General features: G+C 72.2%; 20 protein-coding genes. 12 read left to right on the forward strand and 8 right to left on the reverse strand.

Translation table 11 applies throughout. The features are described from left to right. The first annotated feature begins 208 nt into the window (after positions 1-208). From AC3WSN_RS09610 to AC3WSN_RS09620, 3 genes are all read left to right on the forward strand, one after another. The gene (locus AC3WSN_RS09610) at positions 209-478 is read left to right on the forward strand and encodes a YMGG-like glycine zipper-containing protein (protein WP_007560631.1); all 270 of its coding nucleotides are present in this window, start codon (positions 209-211) and stop codon (positions 476-478) included. A gap of 155 nt (positions 479-633) precedes the next feature. Further along, positions 634-1,374 (forward strand): TerB family tellurite resistance protein, encoded by a 741-nt coding sequence (locus AC3WSN_RS09615; RefSeq protein WP_492537571.1) that lies wholly within the window; start codon positions 634-636, stop codon positions 1,372-1,374. Next, the gene (locus AC3WSN_RS09620; RefSeq protein WP_192708337.1) at positions 1,371-2,126 is read left to right on the forward strand and encodes an N-acetylmuramoyl-L-alanine amidase; all 756 of its coding nucleotides are present in this window, start codon (positions 1,371-1,373) and stop codon (positions 2,124-2,126) included. The genes AC3WSN_RS09615 and AC3WSN_RS09620 overlap by 4 nt, the downstream gene beginning before the upstream one ends. A gap of 3 nt (positions 2,127-2,129) precedes the next feature. Here the strand turns inward: AC3WSN_RS09620 and AC3WSN_RS09625 are convergent, their stop codons facing one another. Further along, entirely contained in the window at positions 2,130-3,164 is a 1,035-nt protein-coding gene (locus AC3WSN_RS09625) for a TerC family protein (protein ID WP_492537573.1), read from the reverse strand. Positions 3,165-3,374: 210 nt separating this feature from the next. After that, positions 3,375-4,340 (reverse strand): GlxA family transcriptional regulator, encoded by a 966-nt coding sequence (locus AC3WSN_RS09630; protein ID WP_192708335.1) that lies wholly within the window; start codon positions 4,338-4,340, stop codon positions 3,375-3,377. Positions 4,341-4,457: 117 nt separating this feature from the next. On the opposite strand from AC3WSN_RS09630, the gene AC3WSN_RS09635 reads away from it, so the two are divergent. Continuing rightward, entirely contained in the window at positions 4,458-5,153 is a 696-nt protein-coding gene (locus AC3WSN_RS09635; protein WP_492537575.1) for an HD domain-containing protein, read from the forward strand. A gap of 4 nt (positions 5,154-5,157) precedes the next feature. Here the strand turns inward: AC3WSN_RS09635 and AC3WSN_RS09640 are convergent, their stop codons facing one another. Further along, on the reverse strand, positions 5,158-6,684 hold the full coding sequence (locus tag AC3WSN_RS09640; RefSeq protein WP_492537577.1) for an MDR family MFS transporter: 1,527 nt from the start codon (positions 6,682-6,684) through the stop codon (positions 5,158-5,160). A 349-nt stretch (positions 6,685-7,033) separates the two neighbouring features. On the opposite strand from AC3WSN_RS09640, the gene AC3WSN_RS09645 reads away from it, so the two are divergent. Further along, entirely contained in the window at positions 7,034-8,251 is a 1,218-nt protein-coding gene (locus tag AC3WSN_RS09645) for a TIGR03862 family flavoprotein (RefSeq protein ID WP_492543058.1), read from the forward strand. Between the two features lie 9 nt (positions 8,252-8,260). Here the strand turns inward: AC3WSN_RS09645 and AC3WSN_RS09650 are convergent, their stop codons facing one another. Next, positions 8,261-9,106 carry a collagen-like protein gene (locus tag AC3WSN_RS09650; RefSeq protein ID WP_492537579.1) on the reverse strand — a complete coding sequence of 282 codons (846 nt, stop codon included), beginning with the start codon at positions 9,104-9,106 and terminating at the stop codon, positions 8,261-8,263. A gap of 231 nt (positions 9,107-9,337) precedes the next feature. On the opposite strand from AC3WSN_RS09650, the gene AC3WSN_RS09655 reads away from it, so the two are divergent. Genes AC3WSN_RS09655 through AC3WSN_RS09670 form a run of 4 tightly spaced genes read left to right on the forward strand, consistent with a single transcriptional unit; the run spans position 9,338 to position 15,720 of the window. After that, positions 9,338-10,117 carry an ImuA family protein gene (locus AC3WSN_RS09655; RefSeq protein WP_492537581.1) on the forward strand — a complete coding sequence of 260 codons (780 nt, stop codon included), beginning with the start codon at positions 9,338-9,340 and terminating at the stop codon, positions 10,115-10,117. Beyond that, positions 10,044-11,921: a Y-family DNA polymerase gene (locus AC3WSN_RS09660; protein WP_492537583.1), complete on the forward strand. Its 1,878-nt coding sequence runs from the start codon at positions 10,044-10,046 to the stop codon at positions 11,919-11,921. Before AC3WSN_RS09655 ends, AC3WSN_RS09660 begins: the two co-directional genes overlap by 74 nt. Beyond that, complete coding sequence (locus tag AC3WSN_RS09665; RefSeq protein WP_492537585.1) at positions 11,918-15,211, forward strand: error-prone DNA polymerase; 3,294 nt, start codon at positions 11,918-11,920, stop codon at positions 15,209-15,211. Before AC3WSN_RS09660 ends, AC3WSN_RS09665 begins: the two co-directional genes overlap by 4 nt. 44 nt (positions 15,212-15,255) lie before the next feature. After that, positions 15,256-15,720: a hypothetical protein gene (locus tag AC3WSN_RS09670; RefSeq protein ID WP_192708329.1), complete on the forward strand. Its 465-nt coding sequence runs from the start codon at positions 15,256-15,258 to the stop codon at positions 15,718-15,720. A 39-nt stretch (positions 15,721-15,759) separates the two neighbouring features. On the opposite strand, the gene fae is transcribed toward AC3WSN_RS09670, so the two are convergent. After that, the gene (gene fae / locus AC3WSN_RS09675) at positions 15,760-16,299 is read right to left on the reverse strand and encodes a formaldehyde-activating enzyme (protein WP_020092273.1); all 540 of its coding nucleotides are present in this window, start codon (positions 16,297-16,299) and stop codon (positions 15,760-15,762) included. A 62-nt stretch (positions 16,300-16,361) separates the two neighbouring features. After that, a complete protein-coding gene (locus tag AC3WSN_RS09680; protein ID WP_492537588.1) occupies positions 16,362-17,537 on the reverse strand; it encodes an NRAMP family divalent metal transporter in 1,176 nt (391 codons plus the stop codon). Positions 17,538-17,682: 145 nt separating this feature from the next. On the opposite strand from AC3WSN_RS09680, the gene AC3WSN_RS09685 reads away from it, so the two are divergent. Continuing rightward, on the forward strand, positions 17,683-17,898 hold the full coding sequence (locus AC3WSN_RS09685; RefSeq protein ID WP_192708327.1) for a hypothetical protein: 216 nt from the start codon (positions 17,683-17,685) through the stop codon (positions 17,896-17,898). 18 nt (positions 17,899-17,916) lie between these two features. Here the strand turns inward: AC3WSN_RS09685 and AC3WSN_RS09690 are convergent, their stop codons facing one another. After that, positions 17,917-18,387 (reverse strand): hypothetical protein, encoded by a 471-nt coding sequence (locus tag AC3WSN_RS09690; protein WP_492537590.1) that lies wholly within the window; start codon positions 18,385-18,387, stop codon positions 17,917-17,919. A 236-nt stretch (positions 18,388-18,623) separates the two neighbouring features. On the opposite strand from AC3WSN_RS09690, the gene lexA reads away from it, so the two are divergent. Beyond that, a complete protein-coding gene (gene lexA / locus AC3WSN_RS09695) occupies positions 18,624-19,346 on the forward strand; it encodes a transcriptional repressor LexA (RefSeq protein WP_192708325.1) in 723 nt (240 codons plus the stop codon). Here the strand turns inward: lexA and AC3WSN_RS09700 are convergent. Further along, positions 19,340-21,622, reverse strand: coding sequence for a ComEC/Rec2 family competence protein (locus AC3WSN_RS09700; RefSeq protein WP_492537592.1), 2,283 nt, complete (start codon positions 21,620-21,622; stop codon positions 19,340-19,342). The genes lexA and AC3WSN_RS09700 overlap by 7 nt on opposite strands. 173 nt (positions 21,623-21,795) lie before the next feature. Here AC3WSN_RS09700 and gltX point away from each other — a divergent pair, with 173 nt between their 5' ends. Then, the gene (gene gltX, locus AC3WSN_RS09705; protein ID WP_492537594.1) at positions 21,796-23,223 is read left to right on the forward strand and encodes a glutamate--tRNA ligase; all 1,428 of its coding nucleotides are present in this window, start codon (positions 21,796-21,798) and stop codon (positions 23,221-23,223) included. The last annotated feature ends 310 nt before the right edge of the window (positions 23,224-23,533 follow it).

Here is a 23,533-nt window from a genome sequence, read left to right on the forward strand (position 1 = left end):
GGATGGAGGCCGGATCTGGCGCTGCGGCCCCGTCCGGGCGCCGCCTCAGGCCTGAGGCATAGGGCGAGACGCGAGCCCGGCGCAACTCCGGACGACCCGGGTGGAACCTTAGCCATATAGTCGACATTCCCTTCCTGCTAAGCTCGGCGCGATCCGCCGCGGTCACGGCCACCGGCCGGATCAGATGCACAAGGGAGTTCTGGGGACCATGAAGAAGCTGACTGCCGCGGCCCTCGCCACCATCGCCGCCCTCTCGCTGGGCGCCTGCAACACGCCGGAGGACCGGGCGCTCGGCGGCGCCGGCCTCGGCGCGCTCACCGGTGCGGCGATCGGCGCGGCCGCCACGGGGCGGGCCGGCGGCGCCCTCGCGGGCGCGGCGATCGGCGGCGCCGGCGGCGCCATCGTGGGCGCCTCGACCGCGCCGCGCTGCCCCTACGGCACCTACCGCGACGCCTACGGCAACATCTACTGCCGCTGAGCCGGCTGCGTCGGGGGCCGGGCGCGTCCCGGCCCTTCCGCGCCGCGTGAGGAGCGGCTATCCCGGCGCTCGGCCGGGCGCGTCCCCGGTGACGGACGCACGCCGCCGCCAATGATTGCACCACTTCTACCCGTCGCACCGGGGTCGCGCCGCCTATGAACCAGGGCGATCGGGCTCAGGGCGTCTGGGGCAAGATCGGCGGGGCCGGTCTCGGTCTGGCCATCGGCGGTCCGCTCGGGGCGCTGGTCGGCGGCGTCGCCGGGCATTTCCTGCTCGACCGCGTCGGCGCGCCTTTCGGCCGGACGCCCCGGGACGTGGTGTTCACCACGGGCCTCGTGGCGCTGGCGGCCAAGATGGCCAAGTCCGACGGCGTCGTGCTCCCGTCCGAGGTCGAGGCGTTCGGCCGCGTCGTGCAGGTCGATCCGGCCGCGCGCGCCGGCGTCGAGCGCCTGTTCGACCTCGCCAAGAAGACCACCAACGGCTTCGAGGCCTACGCCCGTCAGCTCGCCGCGACGTTCGGCGACGAGCCGGCCCTGCTCGAGGACGTGCTCGACGGCCTGTTCCAGATCGCGGGCGCCGACGGGGCGCTCCACGAGGCGGAGGAACGCTACCTGCGCGCCGTCTCCGGCATCTTCGGCTTCGACGAGACCGCGTTCCAGCGCATCGCCGCCCGGCATGTGCGCCTGCCGGACGATCCCTACATCGTGCTCGGACTCGACCGCGAGATCGACGACGCAACCCTGAAGACGCGCCACCGGGCGCTCGTCGCCGAGCACCACCCTGACCGGGCGCTGGCCCGTGGCCTGCCCGCCGAGGCGGTGGCGATCGCCACGCGCCGTCTGGCCGCGATCAACGCGGCCTACGACCGGATCGCGCAGGAGCGGGGGCTGCGGTGAGTCTCGTCCCGGACAGCCCCCTCGCCCGCCGCGTCGCGCCCTCGCCGAACCACGGCGAGCGCCGGACCGGCCGGCCCGACATGCTGGTCCTGCACTACACGGGCATGGAGAGCGGGGCCGCCGCCCTGGCGCGCCTGCGCGACCCGCTGAGCGAGGTCTCGGCCCACTACCTCGTGTTCGAGGATGGCGGCATCGTCCAGATGGTGCCGGAGGTCCGGCGGGCCTGGCATGCGGGCGCGGGATCTTGGAAAGGCGAGACCGACATCAACTCTCGGGCGATCGGGATCGAGATCGTCCATCCGGGCCATGCCGGTGGGCTGCCGCCCTACCCGGACGCGCAGATCGCCGCGGTGATCGCGCTGGCGCGGGACGTCCTGTCCCGCTGGCCGATCCCGCCGGAGCGGGTGCTCGCCCATTCCGACATCGCTCCGGAGCGCAAGGAGGATCCGGGCGAGACCTTTCCGTGGGACCGCCTCGCCGCGGCGGGGATCGGCCATCTCGTGCCGCCCGCCGCCATCCGGGACGGCCGCTTCTTCGCGCAGGGCGATGCCGGCCAGCCCGTGGAGGCCCTGCAGGCGATGTTCGCCCTCTACGGGTACGACCTGCCGGTCACCGGGTTGTTCGACGCCCGCACGCACGCGGTTGTCACCGCGTTCCAGCGCCATTTCCGGCAGGCGCGGGTGGACGGCGTGGCCGATGCCTCGACCATCACCACCCTGCGCGACCTGATCGCGGCCCTGCCGGCGGCCTGATCGTCAGGCCCGGTGGGCCCGGGCCTCGTGCGGATGCCCGGGCTCCGGGGCGACCTGGGCGGGCGCGTCGGCCCGCGTGCGCCACAGGCTGTAGGCGACGCCCGCGGCCAGCAGCGTCAGGGTCACGACCAGCGAGACCCAGGGCGGCACGGTCACGAGCTCGAACGTGTCGGCGACCACGATCTTGGCGCCGATGAACATCAGGATGAAGGCGAGCGCGGTCTTGAGATAGGCGAACCGGTCCACCATCGCGGCAAGGGCGAAATAGAGGGCGCGCAGGCCCAGGATCGCGAAGATGTTGGAGGTGTAGACCACGAACGTGTCGGTGGTGATCGCGAAGATCGCCGGCACGCTGTCGACCGCGAAGATCACGTCGGCGCCGTTCACCAGAACCAGGGCCAGGGCCAGCGGGGTGAAGTATCGGGCGACTTTGCCGGTCTTCGAATCGGTCTTGCGCACGGTGAAGCGCTGGCCGTGCAGGTCGGGCGTGACCCGGAAGGTCGTCTTGAACCAGCGCACGACGGCGCTGTTCTGGAAGTCGCCCTCCTCCTCGTCGCCGGAGAGCAGGATCTTCAGGCCCGCGTAGATCAGGAAGGCGGCAAACAGCGACAGCACCCAGTGAACCTGATGCACCAGGGCGGCGCCGAGCCCGATCATCAGGCCGCGCAGCACCACCGCCGCCAGGATGCCCCAGAGCAGGACCCGGTGCTGGGCCGCCCGGGGGATGCCCAGGGCCGTCAGGATCATGGCGATGACGAAGACGTTGTCCATCGACAGCGACTTCTCGACCACGAGGCCGGTGACGTATTCCTCGCCGGCCTGGGGCCCGAGATACCACCAGACCCAGCCGCCGAAGGCCAATCCGAGGGTGAGATAGAAGCCGGTGAGCGCCAGGCTCTCCCGGACGCCGATCTCGTGCTCCTTGTCCCGATGCAGCAGCCCGAGGTCGAAGGCGAGCAGGCACGCGATCAGGACGTGGAACCCGAGCCACATCCACAATGGCTTGCCGAGCCATTCGATGGTGAGAACATCCATCATTTGCGGGACCTGATGCTGATTCCGGACGGAAAGCATCGGCTCCGACATCACGGGCGCTGAAACAGCGCCCGCCAGAGGGGCCCGCAGCCGATAGGGGCGAGTTAAGCGGGCGAACCGGGCGAATCAAGGGCAGACCCCCGGACGGCCGAAGCTCGGCCCTTTGGGTCGCAGGTGGCGATCGCGTCCGGAGGGCCGGGAACGCGGCGCGCGTCAGCCGCGTGCGTGCCGCCGCCGGTACTCGGCCGGACTCGTGCCGACCCGCCGGGTGAAGGCGCGCCGGAGCGTGTCGGCATCCCGGAACCCGCAGGCGCCCGCGACCTGCTTCAGGGCGATGTCCCGGGTCTCGAGGAGGCGGCGCACCGCCTCGATCCGCACGGTCTCGACATAGGCGGCCGGGGTCAGGCCCGTCTCGGTGCGGAACACGCGCGCGAAATGGCGCGGGCTCATCCCGGTCCTGGCGGCGAGCCGCTCGACGCCGTGGTCCTCCGCCGGGTGGGCGGCGACCCAGCGCTGTACCTCCTGAAGGGCGGAGCGGCCGCTGGGCGCGCTGACGCCGCGGCGGCTGAACTGCATCTGGCCGCCGCCGCGCTTGAAGAACATGACGAGCTGAGCCGCCACCCGGCGGGCGATCTCGACACCCAGATCCTCCTCCACGAGCGCCAGGGCGAGGTCGAGCCCCGCCGTGACGCCGGCCGCGGTCCGGAGTGGCCCGTCGAACAGGCAGATCGCGTCGGGCTCGATCCGCGCGCCGGGGTAGCGCGCGGCCAGCATCTCCGCCACGGCCCAGTGTGTCGTCACCCGCCGGCCGTCGAGGAGACCGGCCTGCCCGAGCAGGAAGGCGCCGCTGCAGACCGAGCCGTAGCGCCGGCTCCGTGCCGCCGCATCGGCGAGCCAGGCGAGGAGATCGGCCGCGATTGCGGCCTCGTGGATCCGGGGCGCTCCGGCGACGAGGAGCGTGTCGAAGGCTGCGCCGGCCTCGGCGGGGGCCACGAGGTCGGCGATCAGGCGCCGGCCCGACGAGGTCGTGATCGGGCCCGGCTCCGTACCGATGAGCGACAGGCCGTAGGCGTCGCGGCCGCTCTGCGCATTCGCCTCGGCGAAAACGTCGAGCGGACCGGCCACGTCGAGGAGCTGGACGTCGGGCAGGGCGAGGAGGGCGATCGATCGGGGCGCCATGCGGACTCCATGGCCGGGGATGCAGGCAGTTTGGCAGAAATCGTCGTGATACGGCGATTGATGCCACGAGGGTGGCCACGTAGCTCATGGGGACCGCCAGCGCAAAGGAATCCCTCCATGAGCATCCGTTCCGAGGCCGCCATCCCCGACAGCACCCTCGCTCGGGCGATCACCGAATTCGTCCGCGACAGCGAGACCGAGCTGCTCTTCAACCATTCGAGCCGCGTCTATCAGTTCGGCGCGCTCGCCGGCGCGCATCGCGGCCTGACCTTCGACCGCGAGCTGCTCTACGCGGGCGCCATGTTCCACGATCTCGGTCTGATGCCCGAGCACAGCAGCGCCGAGGAACGCTTCGAGGTCGATGGGGCCAACGCCGCGCGCGACTTCCTGAAGGCGCACGGCGTGCCCGAGGCGGAGGTCTACACCGTCTGGACGGCCATCGCGCTCCACACCACGCCCGGCATTCCGGTTCACATGCATCCGGTGGTCGCCCTGGTCACGGCCGGCGTCGAGATGGATGTGCTGGGGCTGACCTACAGCCGATATTCCGATGCCGAGCGGGAGGCGGTCGTCTCCGCCTTTCCCCGCACGGCGGATTTCAAGGAGGACATCATCCAGGCCTTCTACGACGGCATCCGGCACAAGCCGGACACCACCTTCGGCAACGTGAAGGCCGATGTCATCGCCGACAAGGAGCCGGGCTTCCGCAAGGGGAATTTCTGCAGCGTGATCCGCGCCTCCCGCTGGCCCGGCGGCGCGCATGCGGCGGGCTGCGGCTGCGGCCAGCACGGCGACGGAGCAGGCCCGGTGTGACCCCTCAGGCCGGCTTGTCCGGCCCCCTACCGTCCATCCTCGGCGAGCTGCGCTCGCCGAGGGGGCGCTCTTCCATGAGCGCCAGGAACGTGAAGGCCAGCAGGAGTCCCAGGCAGGCGGCCAGGAACACGAACCGGAAGGTCAGGGCGAGCTGCGCCGGGTCGGCGCCGCGGATCAGGCTCTCCACGTCGTGCCCGCCTGCGCCATCCGCGGCGCCGCCGAGCACGATCGTGCCGAAGGCCGCCACGATCAGCGCCCCGCCGAGGGACCGGAAGAAGTTCATGGAGGCGGTGGCGATCCCAAGCTGGTGCCGCGCCACCGCGTTCTGGATCGCGATGGTGGAGAGCGGCAGGATCGTCCCGATCCCCATGGAGAGCAGCGCGAACAGCAGCTCCATCAGCCAGAAGGGCAGCGCCCGTCCCTGCCACGCGATGACCGTGCAGCAGGCGAGGCTGATGCTCATCATTGCCAGCGGCACGCGCTTGTAGTGCCGGAAATAGATCATCGACCGGCCCGACAGGGTGGCGCCCGTGACGGTGCCGACCATCAGCGGCACGAGCGCCACGCCGGACTCGCTCGCCGACAATCCGATCACCCCTTCGAGGAAGATCGGCACGTAGATCGTGAGCCCGATGAACGTGCCCATGGCGAAGCAGGCGGCGAGCGTCGCGCTGTAGACCACTTGATTCCTGAGCACCTCCGTGGGGATCAGCGGCTCGGCCGCCGTGGCGAGCCGCGCCGCGAAGCCGGCGCCCAGAAATGCCGCCAGGACCAGGAGACCGAGGACAGGCGCGGAGGTCCAGGGATAGCGCACGCCGCCCCAGCTCAGGGCCAGCAGCAGGGCGATCGAGCCCGCGACCATCAGGGCGGCCCCGGGCCAGTCGAGCCGGTGCTGGCGGTCGTGACGCGGCAGGCGCTTCAGGTTGGCGTTGGTCAGCGCGAAGGCGAGGACGCCGATCGGCAGATTGATCCAGAAGATCAGCGACCAGTGCAGGTGCTGGGCGAAGAAGCCCCCGAGCAGCGGTCCCGCCACCGAGGCCGTCACGAACACCCCCGCGATCACCACTTGGTAGCGCGCCCGCTCCTTAGGCGACATGATGTCGGCGAGGATCGTCTGCGACAGCGCGATCAGCCCGCCGCCGCCGACGCCCTGGAGGCCTCGGGCGAGCGCCAGCGTCACCATCGTGGGGGCGAGCGCGCAGGCGACGGACCCGAGCACGAAGGTCGTGATGGCGATCAGCAGCATGATCCGCCGGCCGTGGATGTCGCTGAGCTTGCCGTAGAGTGGGGTCACCGCCGTGGAGGCCAGCAGGTAGGCGGTGACGATCCAGGGGAGGTTCGCGGCATCGCCGAGATCGAGCCCGATGGTCGGCATCGCGGTCGCCACGATCGTCTGGTCGAGGGCCGCGAGCAGCATCGCGGTCATCAGCCCGAACACGATCGCGCGGATCTCGCTGTGGCTGAGGCGGTCCTGCGGGGCGAGGGCAGCCGGCTGCGCGGGGATCACGGGGACGGCGATGGGGCTGCCCACGTGTGTCTACCTCAGTCCGGGCCGCAGACCCGGCCCGCCATCCGCGGCGGAGGGCGATGCTGGGCGGCAAGCGAGAAGGGATGCGTCGATGGCCCTCGATCGAGGGAATAACCGATCTACGCAAGCTGGAAAGCGGAGAAGAACGTATCTGCAGGTCGCCTGAGTTCCCATCGCGTCGTTGAGGAACCTGCCGAGCGCGCAGCGCACGGCTCCTTCCGGCCGGGACGAACCGGACACAGGAGGCGGTTCGTCCGGGGCAGGTCGCGCGGCCCGACATCGTGACGCGCGGGCCTGCCGTTTCGGACCATCCGCCTTGACAGGGACCCACGGCCTGCCGCTCTCCGGTCGGATGCCGGATTACACGACAGACATCGCCATCGTGGGCGGCGGTCCCGCCGGTCTGGCGGCTGCCGAGGTGCTGGCGCAGGCCGGCCGCGCGGTCACGGTCTACGAGCGCATGCCCTCCGTGGCCCGCAAGCTGCTGATCGCCGGCCGGGGTGGGCTCAACCTCACCCACAGCGAGCCGCGGACCGATTTCCTCGCGCGCTATCATCCGGCGGGCGCCCTGGACGCCGCCGTCGCGGCCTTTCCTCCCGAGGCCTTGCGGGTTTGGTGCGCGGAACTCGGCGAGCCGACCTTCGTCGGGTCGAGCGGGCGCGTCTTCCCGCAGAGCTTCAAGGCCTCGCCCCTGCTGCGGGCGTGGCTGGCGCGTCTTGACCGCCTCGGCGTCCGGATCCGTACCCGCCACCGGCTCACGGGGCTCGTCGAGGCGCTGCAATTCGAGACGCCGGATGGTCCCGTCGCGATCCGGTCGCGGGCGACCCTCCTGGCACTCGGCGGGGCGAGCTGGCCACGGCTCGGCTCGGATGGACGCTGGGTGCCGCTCCTCGAAGGGCTCGGCGTGGCGGTGGCGCCCCTGCGCCCGGCCAATGCCGGGTTCGCGGTGGCGTGGTCCGACCTGTTCCGGGAGCGCTTTTCCGGCGCGCCGCTGAAGCGGGTCGCGCTCGCCTGCGACGGCGCCACGGTGCGGGGCGAGGCCGTAGTCACGGAAGCCGGCCTCGAGGGCGGGGCCATCTACGCGCTCTCGCGCCCCCTGCGCGAGGCGATCGCGGCCGGGGGCAGCGCGCGGCTCGTCGTGGATCTCCGCCCGGACCTGACCCGGGAGGCCCTCGCCCGCCGCTTGTCCGGCGCTCGGCCGGGGGACTCGGCCGCGACCCGGCTGCGCAAGGCCGCGGGTCTCGCCCCCGTGGCGGCGGGGCTGCTGCGCGAGGCGGCCGGCGCCGCCCTTCCGGCGGATCCCGGGGCGCTCGCCGGGCTGATCAAGGCCGCGCCGCTCACCCTCACCGCGTCCGCGCCGATCGAGCGGGCGATCTCGACGGCGGGCGGGGTCCGGCTCGACGCCCTCGACGGGCGGTCCATGCTGCGCGACCATCCCGGCCTGTTCCTGGCCGGCGAGATGCTCGACTGGGAGGCCCCGACTGGCGGCTACCTGCTCCAGGGCGCCTTCGCGGGCGGCCGCGCGGCCGCCGCCGGGATGTGCGACTGGCTGCGCGACACCGGCGGCTGAGGCCTCGTCTCAGGGCCGCGTGCAGAAGCCGACGATCCCCGAAGCCTCGGCCGGGCAGCTGGCGCCCTCCCCGTCGTAGACCGGCGTGCCGGCCTTGAGGCAATGGGCGGTGACGAGCGTCTCGCCGGCCTCGCAGGTGATCGTGCAGCCGCCCGCGCAGTCGGGCTTGCGCACCGGCCGCAGCGTGGAGGCCGCGGCTTCGCCCTTCGGGCCCGGCCCCCCCTGCGGTCCGGCTTGGCCTCTGGAACCCGGGGGCCCCTGGAGGCCCGGGGTTCCCGGCTCACCCTTCGGACCCGGTGCGCCCTGCGGACCGACCGGACCCTGAGGACCGGCATCTCCCTTCGCGCCGGTCTCGCCCTGAGGCCCCGTCTCCCCCTTGGGTCCTTGATCGCCCTTCGGACCCTGATCACCTTTGGGGCCGGTCTCGCCGGGCGGCCCCGCGGCCCCCTGAGGGCCGGGCGGTCCCGGAGGACCCTCGGGGGCGCAGTTCGCGATGGCGGCCTCCCGCTCGTCCGGATCGGATTTCAGCGTCACCACGCAGGTCGATGGCCGGTAGGGCAGCCGGAAGGTGAAGCGTCCGCGCCGATCGGCCTGAATCGAGATGTCGTCGTCCATCACCACGATCGCGCCCGGCTTGCGCACCGAGCCGGAGATGCGCAGGTCACCGGCCTCGATCCGCGCGTCGTAGACCATGATCGGCTGGCTGGGGACCTGCGGGCGCCGCACCTTCGGTCGGGCCGGGCGCGACCGCGCGGCGGCCGGGTCCGGGCCTGCGGCCCCCGGCGGATCCGGCTGCTGGCCGAGCGCTGCCCCCGACAGAGTGAGCAGGATCATCAGGGCGAGGGCTGGGCGCATGCGCGGTCCATATCGACCGCGTCACGCACGCGGCGGCCGCCTATTGGTCTCGCGCCACGGTTGGGGTCAACCGTGGCCGTCGAAACCGCTCGTCGCGGTGATTCCACACGCGTCCACAGCCATCCACAGGCCAAGCCCCTGCGGCGGTGCGCGATTCCGCGACCGCCCCGAAACGGTTTGTTTGCGTTCCTGTTATGTTCCTATCGTCCAGCATGATCGGAGCCGACGGAGATGGGGCTGGACCCTGCGGACGAAGCCGAGCGGCAGCCCGCGCGCAGCGAGTCCCGAGAGCGGCTGGCGGCCCTGCGGGCGCGCCTCGCACCGCCGGTCGACGGCCGGGACCGACGCCCGGTCCTGCCTCTGGGCCTGCCCGCCCTCGATACGCACCTGCCCGGCGGCGGCCTCGTCCTCGGGCCACCCCACGAGATCGCGCCGGCCGAGCCCGCGGACGCGATCGCGGCCCTGGGCTTCGCCCTGGCGCTCTGCGCTCGCCATCTCGCCCTGGAACCGGGCGAGGCGCTGATCGCCGCCGCGCCCGGCCAGCCCCTGCCATACGGGCACGGCTTGGCCGGCCTCGGCCTCGACCCCAGCCGTCTGCTGCTTCTGGAGGCCGGCAGCGATGCCGAGGTGTTCCGCGCCCTGGAGGCGGCCCTGCACGCGCGGGCGCTCACGGCCCTGATCGGCCTCCTGCGGGACGGGATGCCGCTGAAGCCGGGCCGGCGCCTGCAACTCGCCGCGGAAGGATCCGCGCCGCCGCTCCTGTTGATCCTGCGGCCGGCACCCGCCGGGCTGCCCAACGGGGCCGCAACCCGCTGGCGTATCGCCGCGGCGCCCGCGGCGCGGGACCGGTTCGGCACCCTCGACCGGCCGCGCTGGCGGGCGCGGCTCGAACGCTGCCGCAACGGGCGCGGCGGCGACTGGCTTCTGGAGTGGGACCATGCCGCGCATCGTCTGCATCTGCCTGAGCCACTGGCCGGTGACGCGGCTGCGACGGGCCGGTCTCGCGCCTGAGCGGGGCCCGCTGGCGGTGGCGGCCGACGGCCCTGGCGGCCTGCGGCTCGTGGCCCTCGATCCGGAGGCCCGCGCCCTGGGCCTGAACCCCGGCGAGCCCCTCGGCCGGGTCCGGGCGCGGATCGGCGTGCCGCTCCAGGTTTACCCTGCCGACCCGGCCGCCGACCGGGACTCCCTGCTCCGGCTCTGCCGCTGGGCCTCGGCCTACGCGCCCCTCGTGGCGCCGTTCGGGCCGGCCGAGGCGGCGGACGGGCTTTACATCGACGTCGCTGGGGCGAGCCACCTGCGCGGCGGCGAGGCGAACCTCGTCGCGGATCTGGCCGCCCGGCTCGCGCGCGGGAACATCCCGGCGCGGATCGCCCTCGCCGACACGCCCGGCGCCGCCTTCGCGCTGGCCCGCCATGGCGTGGCCGACCGGATCGTCGTTCCGCCGGGCGGCGCTGCCGAGGCCCTGCGGGACCTGCCCGTGGAGGCCCTGCGCCTCGATCCCGACATGGCCGCGGGTCTCCGGCGGCTCGGCCTGCGCCGGGTCGGCGCGCTCGACGCCCTGCCCCGCGGCCCCCTCGCCCGCCGCTTCGGCGAGACCCTGCTGCTGCGCCTCGACCAGGCCCTGGCGCGCCGTCCCGAGCCGCTGGCGCCCCTGTCGGATGCCGCCGCGCACGCCGCGGCCCGCGGCTTCCTCGACCCGATCGGCCGTCAATCGGACATCGTCCGGACCGCCCGGGACCTGATGGCCGAGATCGCTCCCCGGCTGGAACGGGACGGCCTCGGCGCCTGCGCCCTGCGCCTCGCCCTGCACCGGGTCGACGGCGCGGTGCGCGCCCTCGATCTCGGCCTGTCCCGACCCGAGCGCGATCCGGAGCGGGTCGCCGCCCTCGTTTCCCTGCGCCTCGACCGGCTGGGCTCCGCCCTCGATGCCGGCTTCGGCTTCGAGACCGTGGCGCTCGCCGTGATGGTGACGGGGGCCATGTCGGCCCGTCAGACGGAATTCGATGCGGAAGCCGCGGGCGACGGGGTCGGCTACCTGGCCGACGCCCTGGCACAGCGTCTCGGGCGGGCGCTGCTCCGGCTCGAGCCGCGGGCGAGCCATCTGCCGGAGCGGGCCGACCGGGGCCGCATCTGGGTTGCCGGAGAGGGGCACGGATCGTCGGCCGATCAAGGCGTCGGCCGGCCGCGGGCGCGTCTCCTTCCCCCCTCTGCCGCCGCGGGACTGGTGGATTCCAACATCGGGGCCGGCAGGGCGGCGTCAGGATCGCTCACAGGTCCCCTCTCCCGTGCGGGAGAGGGACAGGGTGAGGGTCGAGAATTGTCCGGAAAAGGCGCGCCTAGTCAGTGCGTTGATGGCGTGCGCCGTTCTGTGCCTTCTCGGCCCTCACCCCAACCCTCTCCCGCACGGGAGAGGGGGCCGGTCGCGCTCCCTCACCAAGGTCGGCGCCCGACCGAGATGGGTGAACATCGCTGCGCAGAGGTGGCAGGGAAGGCGCCTGCTATCCCCTCCCCCTGGCCCGACCACCTCCCGCCCCGCCCCCTGGTGCTGTTCCCCCGGGGCGAGGCCGCCTGCGACGTGCTCTCGACCATCCCGGAGGGGCCGCCCCGGCGCTTCCGCTGGCGCGCGCAGATCCACCAGGTCGTCCATGCCGAGGGGCCGGAGCGGATCGCCGCCGAATGGTGGCGCGAGCCTGGAAAAGACCGCGACTATTACCGCATCGAGTGCGAGGCCGGGCACCGGCTCTGGCTCTACCGCGACGGCCCGCACGCGCCCGACCGACCGGCCGCGTGGTACGTCCACGGGCTGTTCGCGTGAGCGGCCCGGAAAACGTCCCCTACGCCGAACTCGCCGTCACCACGAACTTCTCCTTCCTGCACGGCGCCGCGCACCCGCAGGAATTCGTGGTGCAGGCGGCTTCCTACGGCCTCAGGGCCATCGGCATCGCCGATCGCAACACCGTGGCCGGCGTTGTGCGGGCGCACGCGGCAGCGCGGGCGCTCGAAGCGGACAGCCCGAAGATCCGGGTCCTGCCGGGGGTGCGCCTCGTCACCGAGGAGGGGTTCGAGGCCGTCACCTACCCGATGGACCGGGCGGCCTGGGGTCGCCTGTGCCGGCTGCTCACGCTCGGCAACCGGCGCGTCCGCAAGGGCGACTGCCGCTTCTCCTTCGCCGAGTTGCTGGAGGCCGCCGAGGGGCAGATGTTCATCGCCATGCCCCCGGCGCGGCGCCTGCCGGAGGGTTTTCGGGCGCGGCTGGAGGCGCTCGCCGCCGCGGCGCCGGGCCGGACCTTTCTCGGAGCGAGCCACACGCGGCGCGGCGACGAGCGGCGGCGCCTGGGGCTGCTCGCGGAGCTCGGCGCGGCCTCAGGCGCCCCGATGGTCGCGGTCTCGGACGCGCTCTACCACCATCCCGAAAGGCGCCCGTTGCAGGACGTGGTCACCTGCATCCGCGAAGGCTGCCGGATCGAGGACGCCGGCTACCGCCTGGAGGCCAACGCCGAGCGCCACCTCAAGCCCGGCGCCGAGATGGCGCGGCTGTTCGCCGATTATCCTGAAGCGCTCGCCCGCACCGTCGAGATCGCCGAGGCTTGCGGCTTCAGCCTGTCGCAGCTGCATTACGAGTATCCGGAAGAGCCTGTGCCCCCCGGGCGCACGCCGCAGGAATATCTGGAGGAGAAGACCTGGGAGCGGGCGCGCTGGCGCTATGCCGGCGACATCCCGGATTCGGTCGCGAAAACGCTGTGCGAGGAGCTGCGGCTCATCGCGACGATGAACTACGCCCGCTACTTCCTGACCCTGTTCGACGTGGTCGAGTTCGCCCGCGGACAGGGCATCCTCTGCCAGGGCCGGGGCTCGGCGGCCAATTCCGCCGTGTGCTTCTGCCTCGGCATCACCGCGGTGGACCCGTCGAAGCACCGACTGCTCTTCGCCCGCTTCATCTCGGAGAATCGCGGCGAGCCCCCCGACATCGATGTCGATTTCGAGCACGAGCGCCGCGAGGAGGTGATCCAGCACCTCTACGCCCGCTACGGCCGCGAGCGCGCCGCCCTCTGCGCCACCGTGATCCACTACCGTCCGCGCATGGCGATCCGCGAGGTCGGCAAGGTCCTGGGCCTGACCGAGGACGTGACCGCGGCGATCGCCGACACGGTCTGGGGTTCCTGGGGTACCGGCATGCCGGACCAGCACGTCCGCGAGGCCGGCCTCGACCCGGAGAACCCCGCGATCCGGCAGGCGCTCGATCTCGCCCACCAGCTGATCGGCTTCCCCCGCCACCTGTCGCAGCATGTCGGCGGCTTCGTGCTGACCCGCGGGCGCCTCGACGAGACCGTGCCGGTGGGCAACGGCGCCATGGCGGACCGCACCTTCATCGAGTGGGACAAGGACGACATCGACGCGATCGGCCTGATGAAGGTCGACGTGCTGGCCCTCGGCATGCTGACCTGCCTCAAGCGCGGCCTCGATTTTCTGGAGAAGGATCACGGCACCTTCTACGCGACCCTGGCCGACCTGCCGCAGGAGGATCCCGAGACCTACGCGATGCTGGCGAAGGCCGATTCCGTCGGCGTGTTCCAGGTCGAGAGCCGGGCACAGATGTCGATGCTGCCGCGCCTGAAGCCCAAGGAGTTCTACGACCTCGTGGTGCAGGTCGCGATCGTGCGCCCCGGCCCGATCCAGGGCGACATGGTCCATCCCTACCTGCGCCGCCGCTCCGGGATCGACCCGGTGGAGTACCCCGCGCCGCATCCGGATCACGGCCCGGCGGACGAGCTGAAGGAGGTCCTGCAGAAGACCTACGGGGTGCCGCTGTTCCAGGAGCACGCCATGCAGATCGCCATCACGGCGGCGGGCTTCACCCCGGCCGAGGCCGACGGCCTGCGCCGGGCGATGGCGACCTTCCGCCATGTCGGCTCGATCGGCGGCTTCGCGAAGAAGTTCGTCGGCGGGATGACCCGCCGGGGCTACCCGACGGACTTCGCCGAGCGCTGCTTCGCCCAGATCCGCGGCTTCTCGACCTACGGCTTCCCGGAGAGCCACGCGGCGAGCTTCGCGCTGCTCGTCTACGCCTCGGCCTGGATGAAGTGCCGGCACCCCGACGTCTTCCTGGCCGCGATCCTCAACGCCCAGCCGATGGGCTTCTACCAGCCGGCCCAGCTGGTGCGCGACGCGCGGGCCCACGGGGTCGAGGTGCGGGGCGTCTGCGTCAACGCCAGCGACTGGGACTGCACCCTGGAGCCGGCCGGGAATCCGGCGCTGCACGCCGTGCGGATCGGCCTGCGCGTGGTGCACGGCCTGCCGGAGGCCGCGATGCGCCGGCTCGTGCGGCTGCGGGCCAACGGATACGCCAGCATCGAAGGCCTTCAGGCCGCCCTCGCCCTGCCCCGCAACACCCTGGAGCGCCTGGCCGAGGCCGATGCGTTCCGCTCGCTCGGCCTCGACCGGCGTGCCGCCCTGTGGATGGTTCGCACCCTGGAAGGGACCTCGGCCCGCAAGGCCGCGAAGGCCGATGGCAGCGCGCGCCGGGCCCATCTGCTGGACGCGCCGCTGCCGCTCTTCGCCTGGCACGCCGATGACGGCCTGTTCCGGCACGAGCCGGCGGTGGAGCTGCCGTCCCTGGCCCCGTCCGAGGCGGTGGCCGAGGATTACGCCGCCACGGGCCTGTCCCTGCAGGGGCACCCGGTCGCGTTCTTCCGGGGGCGCCTCGCCCGGATCGGCGCGATCCCGGCCCGGGCCCATCTCGACCCGGCCCTGCGCCAGGGAGCGCGGGTCACGGTGGCGGGGCTCGTGCTGATCCGCCAGCGGCCGGGCACCGCCAAAGGCGTGGTCTTCCTGACCCTGGAGGACGAGACCGGTATCGCCAACGTGATCGTCTGGAAGGCGGTGTTCGAAGCCAACCGCCGGGCCGCCATGCAGGCCCGGTTCCTCGCCGTGCGCGGCCGGATCCAGCGGGCGGACGGGGTGGTCCACCTCGTGGCAGAGGGGTTTCGCGACCTCACCGCATCGCTCCGCGACCTGCGCGAGGCCGGCCTGAAGCTGCCGCCCGAGACCACGGATTTCGGCGTGCCCCCGGACCGGCGCGTGTATCGAAGCCGGGATTTCCACTGAGGGGCGCCCCTCGACAGGCCCCGCGCCGCGCGTAGAGTGCGGGGATGTCGAGCTTCGCCGTTCCGCGCCTTCTCCTCGCCGCCTGCGCGGCCCTGCCCCTCCTGGCGGAGGCCGCCCGGGCCGACAGCTGCGACGACCTCACCCGCCAGATCGCCGGCGCGATCGGCGGCAAGGTCGGCAAGCGCGCCGGCCCGAGCATCGACATCCGCATGGCCGGCCCGATCAAGTTCGACGTCACCTGCCGGGCCGAGCCGATCGTTCAGGCGACCTCCGCCGAGCCCGCCCCCTCGGCGACCTTCTTCCGCGATCTGTCGGTGGCCTCGGAGATCCTGATCGGCGAGTCCGCCGCCACCGTCGAGCCGATCATCACCAACGCCTACCGGACCTCGCTGGCGGAGCGGCGCAAGTCGTTCATCCAGCAGAACGGCTGGTCGGCCTCCTGCTACACCGACCCGGGCAGCAGCACGATGCGGACCCTCTGCTCGGTGGGGCGCATCCCGCCGGGATGAGGCGGACCTGAGCCGGCAGGATGCGTGGCGCGGGCCTGATCAGTACTCGATCACGCCGTCGAGCGCGTAGTGCTTCACCGTCTTCCGGTTGGCGATCAGCTCGTCCACCGTCGGCTCGCCCTTGAGGGCGCGGGCGATGGCGAGCTTCGTGGCCTCGTAGTTGGTCCGGTAGAGGTCCTTCTGGTCGAGGTTGTCGTCCTCGGCGCAGCGCTGATCGAGCCAGATCATGATGATCATGCACAGCTCGTCGAGCCCGTCCTTCGGCAGGATGCCCTCGATGATGCAGTCCACGATCGCGTCGCCAGTGGCGGCCTGGACCACGCCGCCGAGGAGCTCGGCATATTCGGCCGTGTGGATCGTGACCTTGGTGGTCATCATCGTGGCGGGGCGCACGAGCTGGTTGAGGTCGCGGACCACGAACATCCGCGTGTGGCCCTGGACCTGCCCCATCATCGAGGCGAAGGCCTGGCCGACGGGACCGCGCACCGAGCCGATCAGCACCTCCGGCATGGCGTCGGTGTACTGGCCCTCGGCCGCCAGCACCGTGGCCTCGCCCGTGCGGAACCAGATCTCTTGCATGTTCGAACTCCACCTGATCGGAGCCCGCGGGAGACATCATCGGAGGGCTTGCGTCAATCGCCTCAGAGCAGACCGACCCCGTCGAGCACGCCGACCAGCGCGAAGGCGATCGTCACGCCGGAGATGATGTAGACCACCCACTTGTAAGCCCCTGCCACGCGCTGTCCGTCGGGCAAGGCCCGGGTGGCGAGCAGGATCAGCAGGCCGAGCGCCAGGGGCAGGAGCAGGGCGTTCATCACCTCCACGGCGATGTTGAGCGCCACGAGGTTCGGCACGAGCTGCACGGCGAAGGCGCCCGCGGCGACCACGAGCGCGAAGGCGCCGTAGAAGGCCGGCGCCTCCCGGGGCGACTGCGCAAGGGAATGCGGCTTGCCCGTGACGTCGCCGAAGCCCCAGGCCAGCGCCAGCGCCACGACATTGAGCGCCACGAAGGCCGCCGCGGTGATGCCGGCCCCGAACACCACCTGCCCGAGCCAGGGCCCCAAGGCCGGCGTGAAGGCGCTCGCGAGGTCACCGACGGTCTGGAGTCCGTCCTTCGTGCCCTGGCCGGCCTTGCCGATCGTGGCGGCGGCCGCGATCAGGATTGCCCCCATCACGCATTGCGAGATCACGGCACCCACGAGCGTGTCGAGCCGCGAACTCCGGGCGTGGTCCCAGCCGAGGCCTTTGTCGACGATTGCCGATTGCTGGTAGAAGATCATCCACGGCATGATCACCGCGCCGATATTGGCGGCGATCAGTACCCGGTACTGGCCGTCCCCGAGCGGCATGTGCCCGAAGGAGGCGACGATCTCGGCCACGTTCGGCCGCGCCGCGATGGCGAGGCCGATGAAGACCAGCTCGAACAGGCCGACGACGATCGCCACCACCTCGACCCGCCGGTAGCTCCCGGTAAAGACCAGCGCGAGCAGCAGGACCGCTGGCAGTCCGAGGCTCACGAGCCGGGGCACCCTGAACAGGTCGCCGATGCCGGCAATGCCGGAGAATTCCGTCACGATGGCGCCGATCCCGGCCACCACGAGGCCGCCGTAGGAGATCCAGGCCCAGACCGGCCCGTAATGCGCCCGGATCAGCTCGCCGTGGCCGCGGCCGGTGGCGGTGCCGAGCCGCACCGTCAGCTCCTGAACGACGTAGAGAATCGGCACCAGCAGGATCTGCAGGAGCAGCAGCGAGTAGCCCCAGCGTGCGCCGCTCTGGGCCGCCGTGATCAGGCTGCCGACATCCGTGTCGGCGAGCATCACGACGAGTCCGGGGCCCGCGGTCTTGAGGAACGCGTTCAGGCGAGGCAGGGAAGCGCTTGGCACGGCTCGGGAACAGGCCCGGGCACGGCCGGTTCCGGCGGGCGCCTGCGGCGTTTTCCCGGGCAGGCGGGAGTAACGTGAGATGGTGGAGAGCGCGGATCGAAGCTCCGGCTGGAGCCTTCAGGCGAGCGCCGTGCCCGATGGGGTGCGTCTGGAACTCGCCCTGTCCGACCTGGGCGGAGGTCCGGTCACCGCCGCGATCGTGCTCGACCGGGCGGAGGCTCGGGCCTTTGCCCGCGCGCTGCTGGCCGCCGCCGGAGATGCGGCGGAACGGACTTTTCCGAAGCCGGGCGTTTGAGAGCCCGCCGCCGACGGATCAGCGCGGGCCGAGGCCCGGGTTGCGGCCCGGAAGGCGCGGCACCACCGTGCCCCGCTTCTCGATCGGCGCGTCGCACGCGTAGGCGAACTCGGTCTTCAGCGGATCGAACACGGTCTCGCCGGTGATCCGGCAATCTTCCCGCACAGTCTCGTCGAGATAGGTGCGGGCGGCGGTGCGGAAGCGATTCACCCGGGTCGCCGCCGGCTCGGGATCGATCCGGACCTCGCTCAGGTTGCAGCCGGCATATTCACGCAGGGCATTGGAGACGATGAGCATCCGGCGCAACTGCCGGTTGTCGTAGACCTCATAGGGCTCCTTGCAGCCGATCGTGACCACCTGCGGGGTGAGCGCGACGTAGTTGCGGGAGATGTACGAGAACCCCGTGGTGCAGCCCGCGAGCGCCAAAGCGAGGGAGGCCAGAGTCACGGCCGTCAAGGCGGGAGGCAGCAGAGCCGCGGGTCGTCGCATCCTCGTCATCCCAGCCCGATCTCAGCCCGCCCCGGCTCCGCCGCCCTGTCCGGCGGCGTGTGGGTGCATTGAAACGGCTCCGCTTGCGCCGTCAATTCGTTTCTGCCTCGGAGCGCGGCGCCAGCAGAAGCGTGGCCGTATAACGCTTGCGGAACACTTGCGGAACGTTTAACCTGTTCGTGATTTGTTTCCGAGACCGTCCCGAGGCGGTCCGCCAAGCCGCGAGGCCCCCTTCGATGCTCACGCGCAAGCAGCTGGACCTCCTGCGATTCATCCAGAGTCGCATGCAGGAATGCGGCGTTCCCCCCTCCTTCGACGAGATGAAGGATGCGCTCGATCTCAAGTCGAAATCGGGCATCCATCGTCTGATCACGGCTCTGGAGGAGCGCGGCTTCCTGCGGCGCCTTCCGAACCGGGCGCGGGCCATCGAGGTGATCCGCATTCCCGAGAGCCTGACGTCCCCGGCTGCCGCGGCGCCGGCGGAGCCGCGCCGCTTCACGCCGAGCGTGGTCGAGGGCGGCAAGTCCAAGCAGCCGCCGCTGCCCGCCAATGCCCGCATGATCGACGAGGCCGGCCGCGCCGTGTCGATCCCCGTCATGGGCCGGATCGCGGCCGGTACACCGGTCTCGGCGATCCAGAACCAGAGCCACGCCATCACCCTCTCGCCCGACTTCCTGGCCGGCGGCGAGCACTACGCCCTGGAGGTGCGCGGCGACTCGATGGTGGAGGCCGGCATCCTCGACGGCGACCTCGTGGTGATCCGCAAGCAGGACACCGCCAACACCGGCGACATCATCGTGGCCCTGATCGACGACGAGGAGGCGACGCTCAAGCGCCTGCGCCGCCGCGGCTCCTCGATCGCCCTGGAAGCCGCCAACCCGGCCTACGAGACCCGCGTCCTCGGTCCCGACAGGGTCCAGATCCAGGGTCGGCTCGTCAGCCTCGTCCGCCGCTACTGAAGCGGGGCGGCCGGCGCGTCGTCCGGAGCCGGGTTGGCGCCTGTCGGATCGCTCTCCGACGCGGCCATCCCTCCGGAGGCGTCCGCAGGAGGATCCGTCCCGGTCCGCGCAGCGGCGGCGGGGCGGGGCACCGCGCGGGCCCGCCAGGGGACCGTCCGCTGATCGGTCCGGGCGCCCTGTATCGCGAAGCCGCCCGCTTCGGCGCGCAGGGCCACGGCTCCGTGACTGGCGAGGAAGCCGCGGTCGATGACCAGCGGGCCCGTGCAGGTCGGGGGCGCCGCAAGGCCCGTGATCAGCACGGTGGCCCGGGCGCAATCCTCCGGGAAGGCGCGCCAGTCGCGAACCAGGGCGACCGCCCGGCCGTTCGGCAGAATCGCGGTGCAGCCGAGCCGGTCGCAGCGCCCGCCCGCGGACGGGCGGCTCCGCTGCTCGGGTGTGCGGTTATCGCCGTCCGCCTTCAGCCATTGTTCCAGGACGAAGCCGGAGGGATTTCCGAGCGCCGAAAGGCGCCCGTCGGGACCCCGCACCGCGGCGCCTCCGCCCTGCCGGTCGATGTAGAGATCGTAGCGCTCCGGCAGGGCCGCGAGGCCGAGGCCGAGCAGGAGCGGCGGTAGGGCGAGCCAGCGCAGCCGCGAGACCGGGAGCGTCGCCAGCAGCAGCCCGGCCGTGAGCAGTCCCAGCGCCCCGGTTCCGAACGCCGGCAGCACCAGCGTTGCCCGCTCGAACCCGGCGATCCATTCGGAGATCGCCAGCATACCGCCGACTGCCTGCCCCATGAGCCACCAGATCGGCCGGTCGAGAGCCAACGGATAGGCGAGGATCCCGATCACCGCGGAGGGCATCACCACCAGGGAGACCAGAGGCAGCGTCAGCGCATTGCCGATCAGCCCGAACGGCTGGATTGTCTGGAAATGGTAGGTGGCGAAGGGGGCGGTGGCGATCTGCGCCACCAGGGTCGTCGCCAGCGTGCCGGTGACCGCCGACAGGCCGGTGCCGACGATCCGCCCGATCCGCCCCGCCCCGGGGCGCAAGAACAGCCGTCCGTCGATCAGCCGCGCGCAGGCAATCAGCCCCGCCACCGCGCCGAACGACATCTGGAAGCTCGGGCCAAGCAGCCCCTCGGGCTCGCGGGCCAGGGCGATCAGCGCGGCGAGCGCGAGATTGCGCATCGACAGGGCCGGCCGGTCCACCAGGATCGCGCCCAGCATGATCAGGGTCATGATCAGCGAGCGCTCGGCCGCGATGTCCCAGCCCGAGAAGGCACAGTAGGCGGTGACCCCGATCATCGCGAAGCCGGCCGCGATCTTCTTGATCGGCCAGACCAGCGCGCAATGGGGGATCAGCGCCAGGGCCGCCCGCACCAGCCAGAACACAACGCCGGCGGCCAGCACCATGTGCAGCCCCGAGATCGAGACCACGTGGTAGATGCCGGCGGCGCGCAGCGCATCGTTGGTCGCCGGGCCGATCAGACCGCGCTTGCCGGTCACCAGGGCCGCCGCTACCGCACCGGCCTGGCCGCCCTCGGCCTGGGCGATCCGCCGGGTGAGCGCATTGCGGGCCTCGTCCAGCATGGCGGCGAGCCTGAGGCGCAGGGGCGGTGCGACCGACGGCGTCTCGATCCGGACCGCGCCGAGCAGCGAACCCACCGCGCCGATCCCCTGGAAATAGGCGTCCCGGGCGAAGTCGTAGCCGCCAGGGCGGGCCGCTTCGGGCGGCGGCAGCAGACGCGCGGTGGCGGTGATGACATCTCCGGGCCGCAGCGCCGGCGCCTTGCGGAACGAGACCCGCACGCGGGCGGGCCGCAGGTTCGGCGCGAGGCCCGCGAAGGTCTCGACCCGGACGATCAGCCGGGCTCCGACCTCGCGCTCGTCCAGGGCCTCGATCATCCCGGTGAGCGGCCCGATCGTGGTCCGGGCGAGGATCGGGGCGGCCACCTGCGAGACCCGCCAGGTTGCCGCCGCGAAGCCGAGAAAGCCGGCCGCCATCGCGAGGGCGAGCGCCAGCGCCGCCGGTCGCGCGCCGAGAAACGGGATCGGCGCCACCGCGAGCGCCGCCCCGGCCAGCGGTGCGGCCAGGACCGGCGTGCCGTCGACGGCCGCGAAATAGACCAGGATCCCGGTGCCGAAGGCCACCGCCAGCCAGGGGAACAGGCGGCGCTGCTCGGCTTCCCAGCGGAGGCCCCCGGCGATCCAGGCACCGATTGCCGGCCGGGCCAGGGCGCGCGGGCCCGGCAGCGCCACCGCGCTCCCCGCTGCCCTCGCGCCGATCCGCCGCATTGCCGCCGCCCCGATCCGCGCGACCTGTGCGGACGGTCGAGCGATTCCTCCGACGATTCTTAACGCACTGCCGGCCTCGTGCTACAGCCGGTGCTTCGTGCTACGGGCGCCGTGTCGAGCCCTCGCCGCTCTCCGCCTCCGCTCCGCGACCCGCCCCCGAACACACCGGACCGATGTCCTCAGCCGTCGTCACGCGCTTCGCCCCCTCGCCCACCGGCTACCTCCATATCGGCGGGGCCCGCACGGCGTTGTTCAACTGGCTCTACGCCCGCCACACGGGCGGCACGATGCTGCTGCGCATCGAGGACACTGACCGGGAGCGCTCCACCAAAGGCGCGATCGACGCGATCCTCGACGGACTCACGTGGCTCGGCCTCGACTGGGACGGCGACGTGGTCTTCCAGTTCGCCCGCGCCGAGCGCCATCGTGCCGTCGCCGAGGAACTGCTGGCCGCCGGCCGCGCCTATCATTGCTACGCCACCGCCGAGGAACTCACGCAGATGCGCGAGACCGCCCGCGCGGAGGGCCGCGCGCCCCGCTATGACGGCCGCTGGCGCGACCGCGACCCGTCCGAGGCGCCCGCCGGGGTGAAGCCGGTGATCCGCCTGCGCGCGCCGGTCGAGGGCGAGACCGTGGTCGAGGACGCCGTCCAGGGCCGGGTGACCTGGGCCAACAAGGACCTCGACGATCTCGTCCTCCTGCGCTCGGACGGGACACCGACCTACATGCTCGCCGTCGTGGTCGATGACCACGACATGGGCGTCACGCAGATCATCCGCGGCGACGACCACCTCACCAACGCGGCCCGCCAGAGCCAGATCTTCTCGGCGCTCGGCTGGGACATTCCCCGGATGGCCCATATCCCGCTGATCCACGGGGCCGATGGGGCCAAGCTCTCGAAGCGCCACGGTGCACTGGGCGTCGAGGCCTACCGCGATCTCGGCTACCTGCCGGCGGCCCTGCGCAACTACCTCGTGCGGCTGGGCTGGAGCCACGGCGACCAGGAAGTCTTCTCGACGGACGAGATGATCGCGGCCTTCGACCTCGGATCGGTCGGGCGCTCCGCGGCGCGGTTCGATTTCGCCAAGCTCGCCAACCTCAACGGCCTCTACATCCGCACCAGTGCCGATTCCGACCTCGTGGCGGCGATCGAGACCATCCTGCCGAATGTCGGCGCCGAGCGCGGCCTGTCGGCGCCGCTGCAGCCCGATCTCAAGGACAAGCTCATCCAGGCCATGCCGGGGCTGAAGGAGCGGGCGAAGACGCTGATCGAGCTCCTCGACAGTGCCTATTACCTGTACGCGCAGCGCCCCCTGGCGCTGGACGACAAGGCCCGCGCCCTCCTCACCGACGAGGGCCGCGCGCGGCTCGCCGGCGTGCGCCCGGCGCTCGACGCCCTGCCTGCGTGGAGCGCGGCGTCGACCGAGGACGCGGTGCGTCAGTACGCCGAGAAGGCCGGCTGCAAGCTCGGGCAGGTGGCCCAGCCCCTGCGCGCGGCGCTCACCGGCCGCACCACCTCCCCGCCCCTGTTCGACGTGATGGCGGTGCTCGGTCGGGACGAGACCCTCGCGCGCCTCGGCGATCAGGCGCCGCAGGGCTGAGGTGAGCGGGCGGGCGGGGTGACGCCTGCGCCGCATGCCCCCGAAACGAGAACCAAGCCGCGCCCAGCAGGGCTCAAAGACGGCACTCCGGACGAACGGCGCGGTTGTTGCGTGCCGCAATCGGCCGCGCCGCCGCGAGCCTGCAGCCCGGTCTCCATACGCGCCCGGGAACCCTGCGCCCCGGCCCGGATTTCGCTTGGTGGAATTTGCTTGGCGTCGGGGTCCGGTTGTCACCGACCCCGTTGCTGCTGCAGTGCCGTTTGGGTAACCCATGCCTGTGAGCACCCGCAGCATAATGCGTGGTGCTCAG

This window comes from Methylobacterium sp. FW102-HT35C08 (assembly GCF_058790235.1).

Excerpts from the sequence above, each read along its gene's own strand:
- AC3WSN_RS09610 (WP_007560631.1), top strand. The coding sequence starts at position 209 with ATGAAGAAGCTGACTGCCGCGGCCCTCGCCACCATCGCCGCCCTCTCG.
- AC3WSN_RS09615 (WP_492537571.1), top strand. The coding sequence starts at position 634 with ATGAACCAGGGCGATCGGGCTCAGGGCGTCTGGGGCAAGATCGGCGGG.
- AC3WSN_RS09625 (WP_492537573.1), bottom strand. The coding sequence starts at position 3,164 with ATGATGGATGTTCTCACCATCGAATGGCTCGGCAAGCCATTGTGGATG.
- AC3WSN_RS09630 (WP_192708335.1), bottom strand. The coding sequence starts at position 4,340 with ATGGCGCCCCGATCGATCGCCCTCCTCGCCCTGCCCGACGTCCAGCTC.
- AC3WSN_RS09635 (WP_492537575.1), top strand. The coding sequence starts at position 4,458 with ATGAGCATCCGTTCCGAGGCCGCCATCCCCGACAGCACCCTCGCTCGG.
- AC3WSN_RS09645 (WP_492543058.1), top strand. The coding sequence starts at position 7,034 with ATGCCGGATTACACGACAGACATCGCCATCGTGGGCGGCGGTCCCGCC.
- AC3WSN_RS09650 (WP_492537579.1), bottom strand. The coding sequence starts at position 9,106 with ATGCGCCCAGCCCTCGCCCTGATGATCCTGCTCACTCTGTCGGGGGCA.
- AC3WSN_RS09655 (WP_492537581.1), top strand. The coding sequence starts at position 9,338 with ATGGGGCTGGACCCTGCGGACGAAGCCGAGCGGCAGCCCGCGCGCAGC.
- AC3WSN_RS09660 (WP_492537583.1), top strand. The coding sequence starts at position 10,044 with ATGCCGCGCATCGTCTGCATCTGCCTGAGCCACTGGCCGGTGACGCGG.
- AC3WSN_RS09670 (WP_192708329.1), top strand. The coding sequence starts at position 15,256 with ATGTCGAGCTTCGCCGTTCCGCGCCTTCTCCTCGCCGCCTGCGCGGCC.
- fae (WP_020092273.1), bottom strand. The coding sequence starts at position 16,299 with ATGCAAGAGATCTGGTTCCGCACGGGCGAGGCCACGGTGCTGGCGGCC.
- AC3WSN_RS09680 (WP_492537588.1), bottom strand. The coding sequence starts at position 17,537 with ATGCTCGCCGACACGGATGTCGGCAGCCTGATCACGGCGGCCCAGAGC.
- AC3WSN_RS09685 (WP_192708327.1), top strand. The coding sequence starts at position 17,683 with ATGGTGGAGAGCGCGGATCGAAGCTCCGGCTGGAGCCTTCAGGCGAGC.
- AC3WSN_RS09690 (WP_492537590.1), bottom strand. The coding sequence starts at position 18,387 with ATGCGACGACCCGCGGCTCTGCTGCCTCCCGCCTTGACGGCCGTGACT.
- lexA (WP_192708325.1), top strand. The coding sequence starts at position 18,624 with ATGCTCACGCGCAAGCAGCTGGACCTCCTGCGATTCATCCAGAGTCGC.
- AC3WSN_RS09700 (WP_492537592.1), bottom strand. The coding sequence starts at position 21,622 with ATGCGGCGGATCGGCGCGAGGGCAGCGGGGAGCGCGGTGGCGCTGCCG.
- gltX (WP_492537594.1), top strand. The coding sequence starts at position 21,796 with ATGTCCTCAGCCGTCGTCACGCGCTTCGCCCCCTCGCCCACCGGCTAC.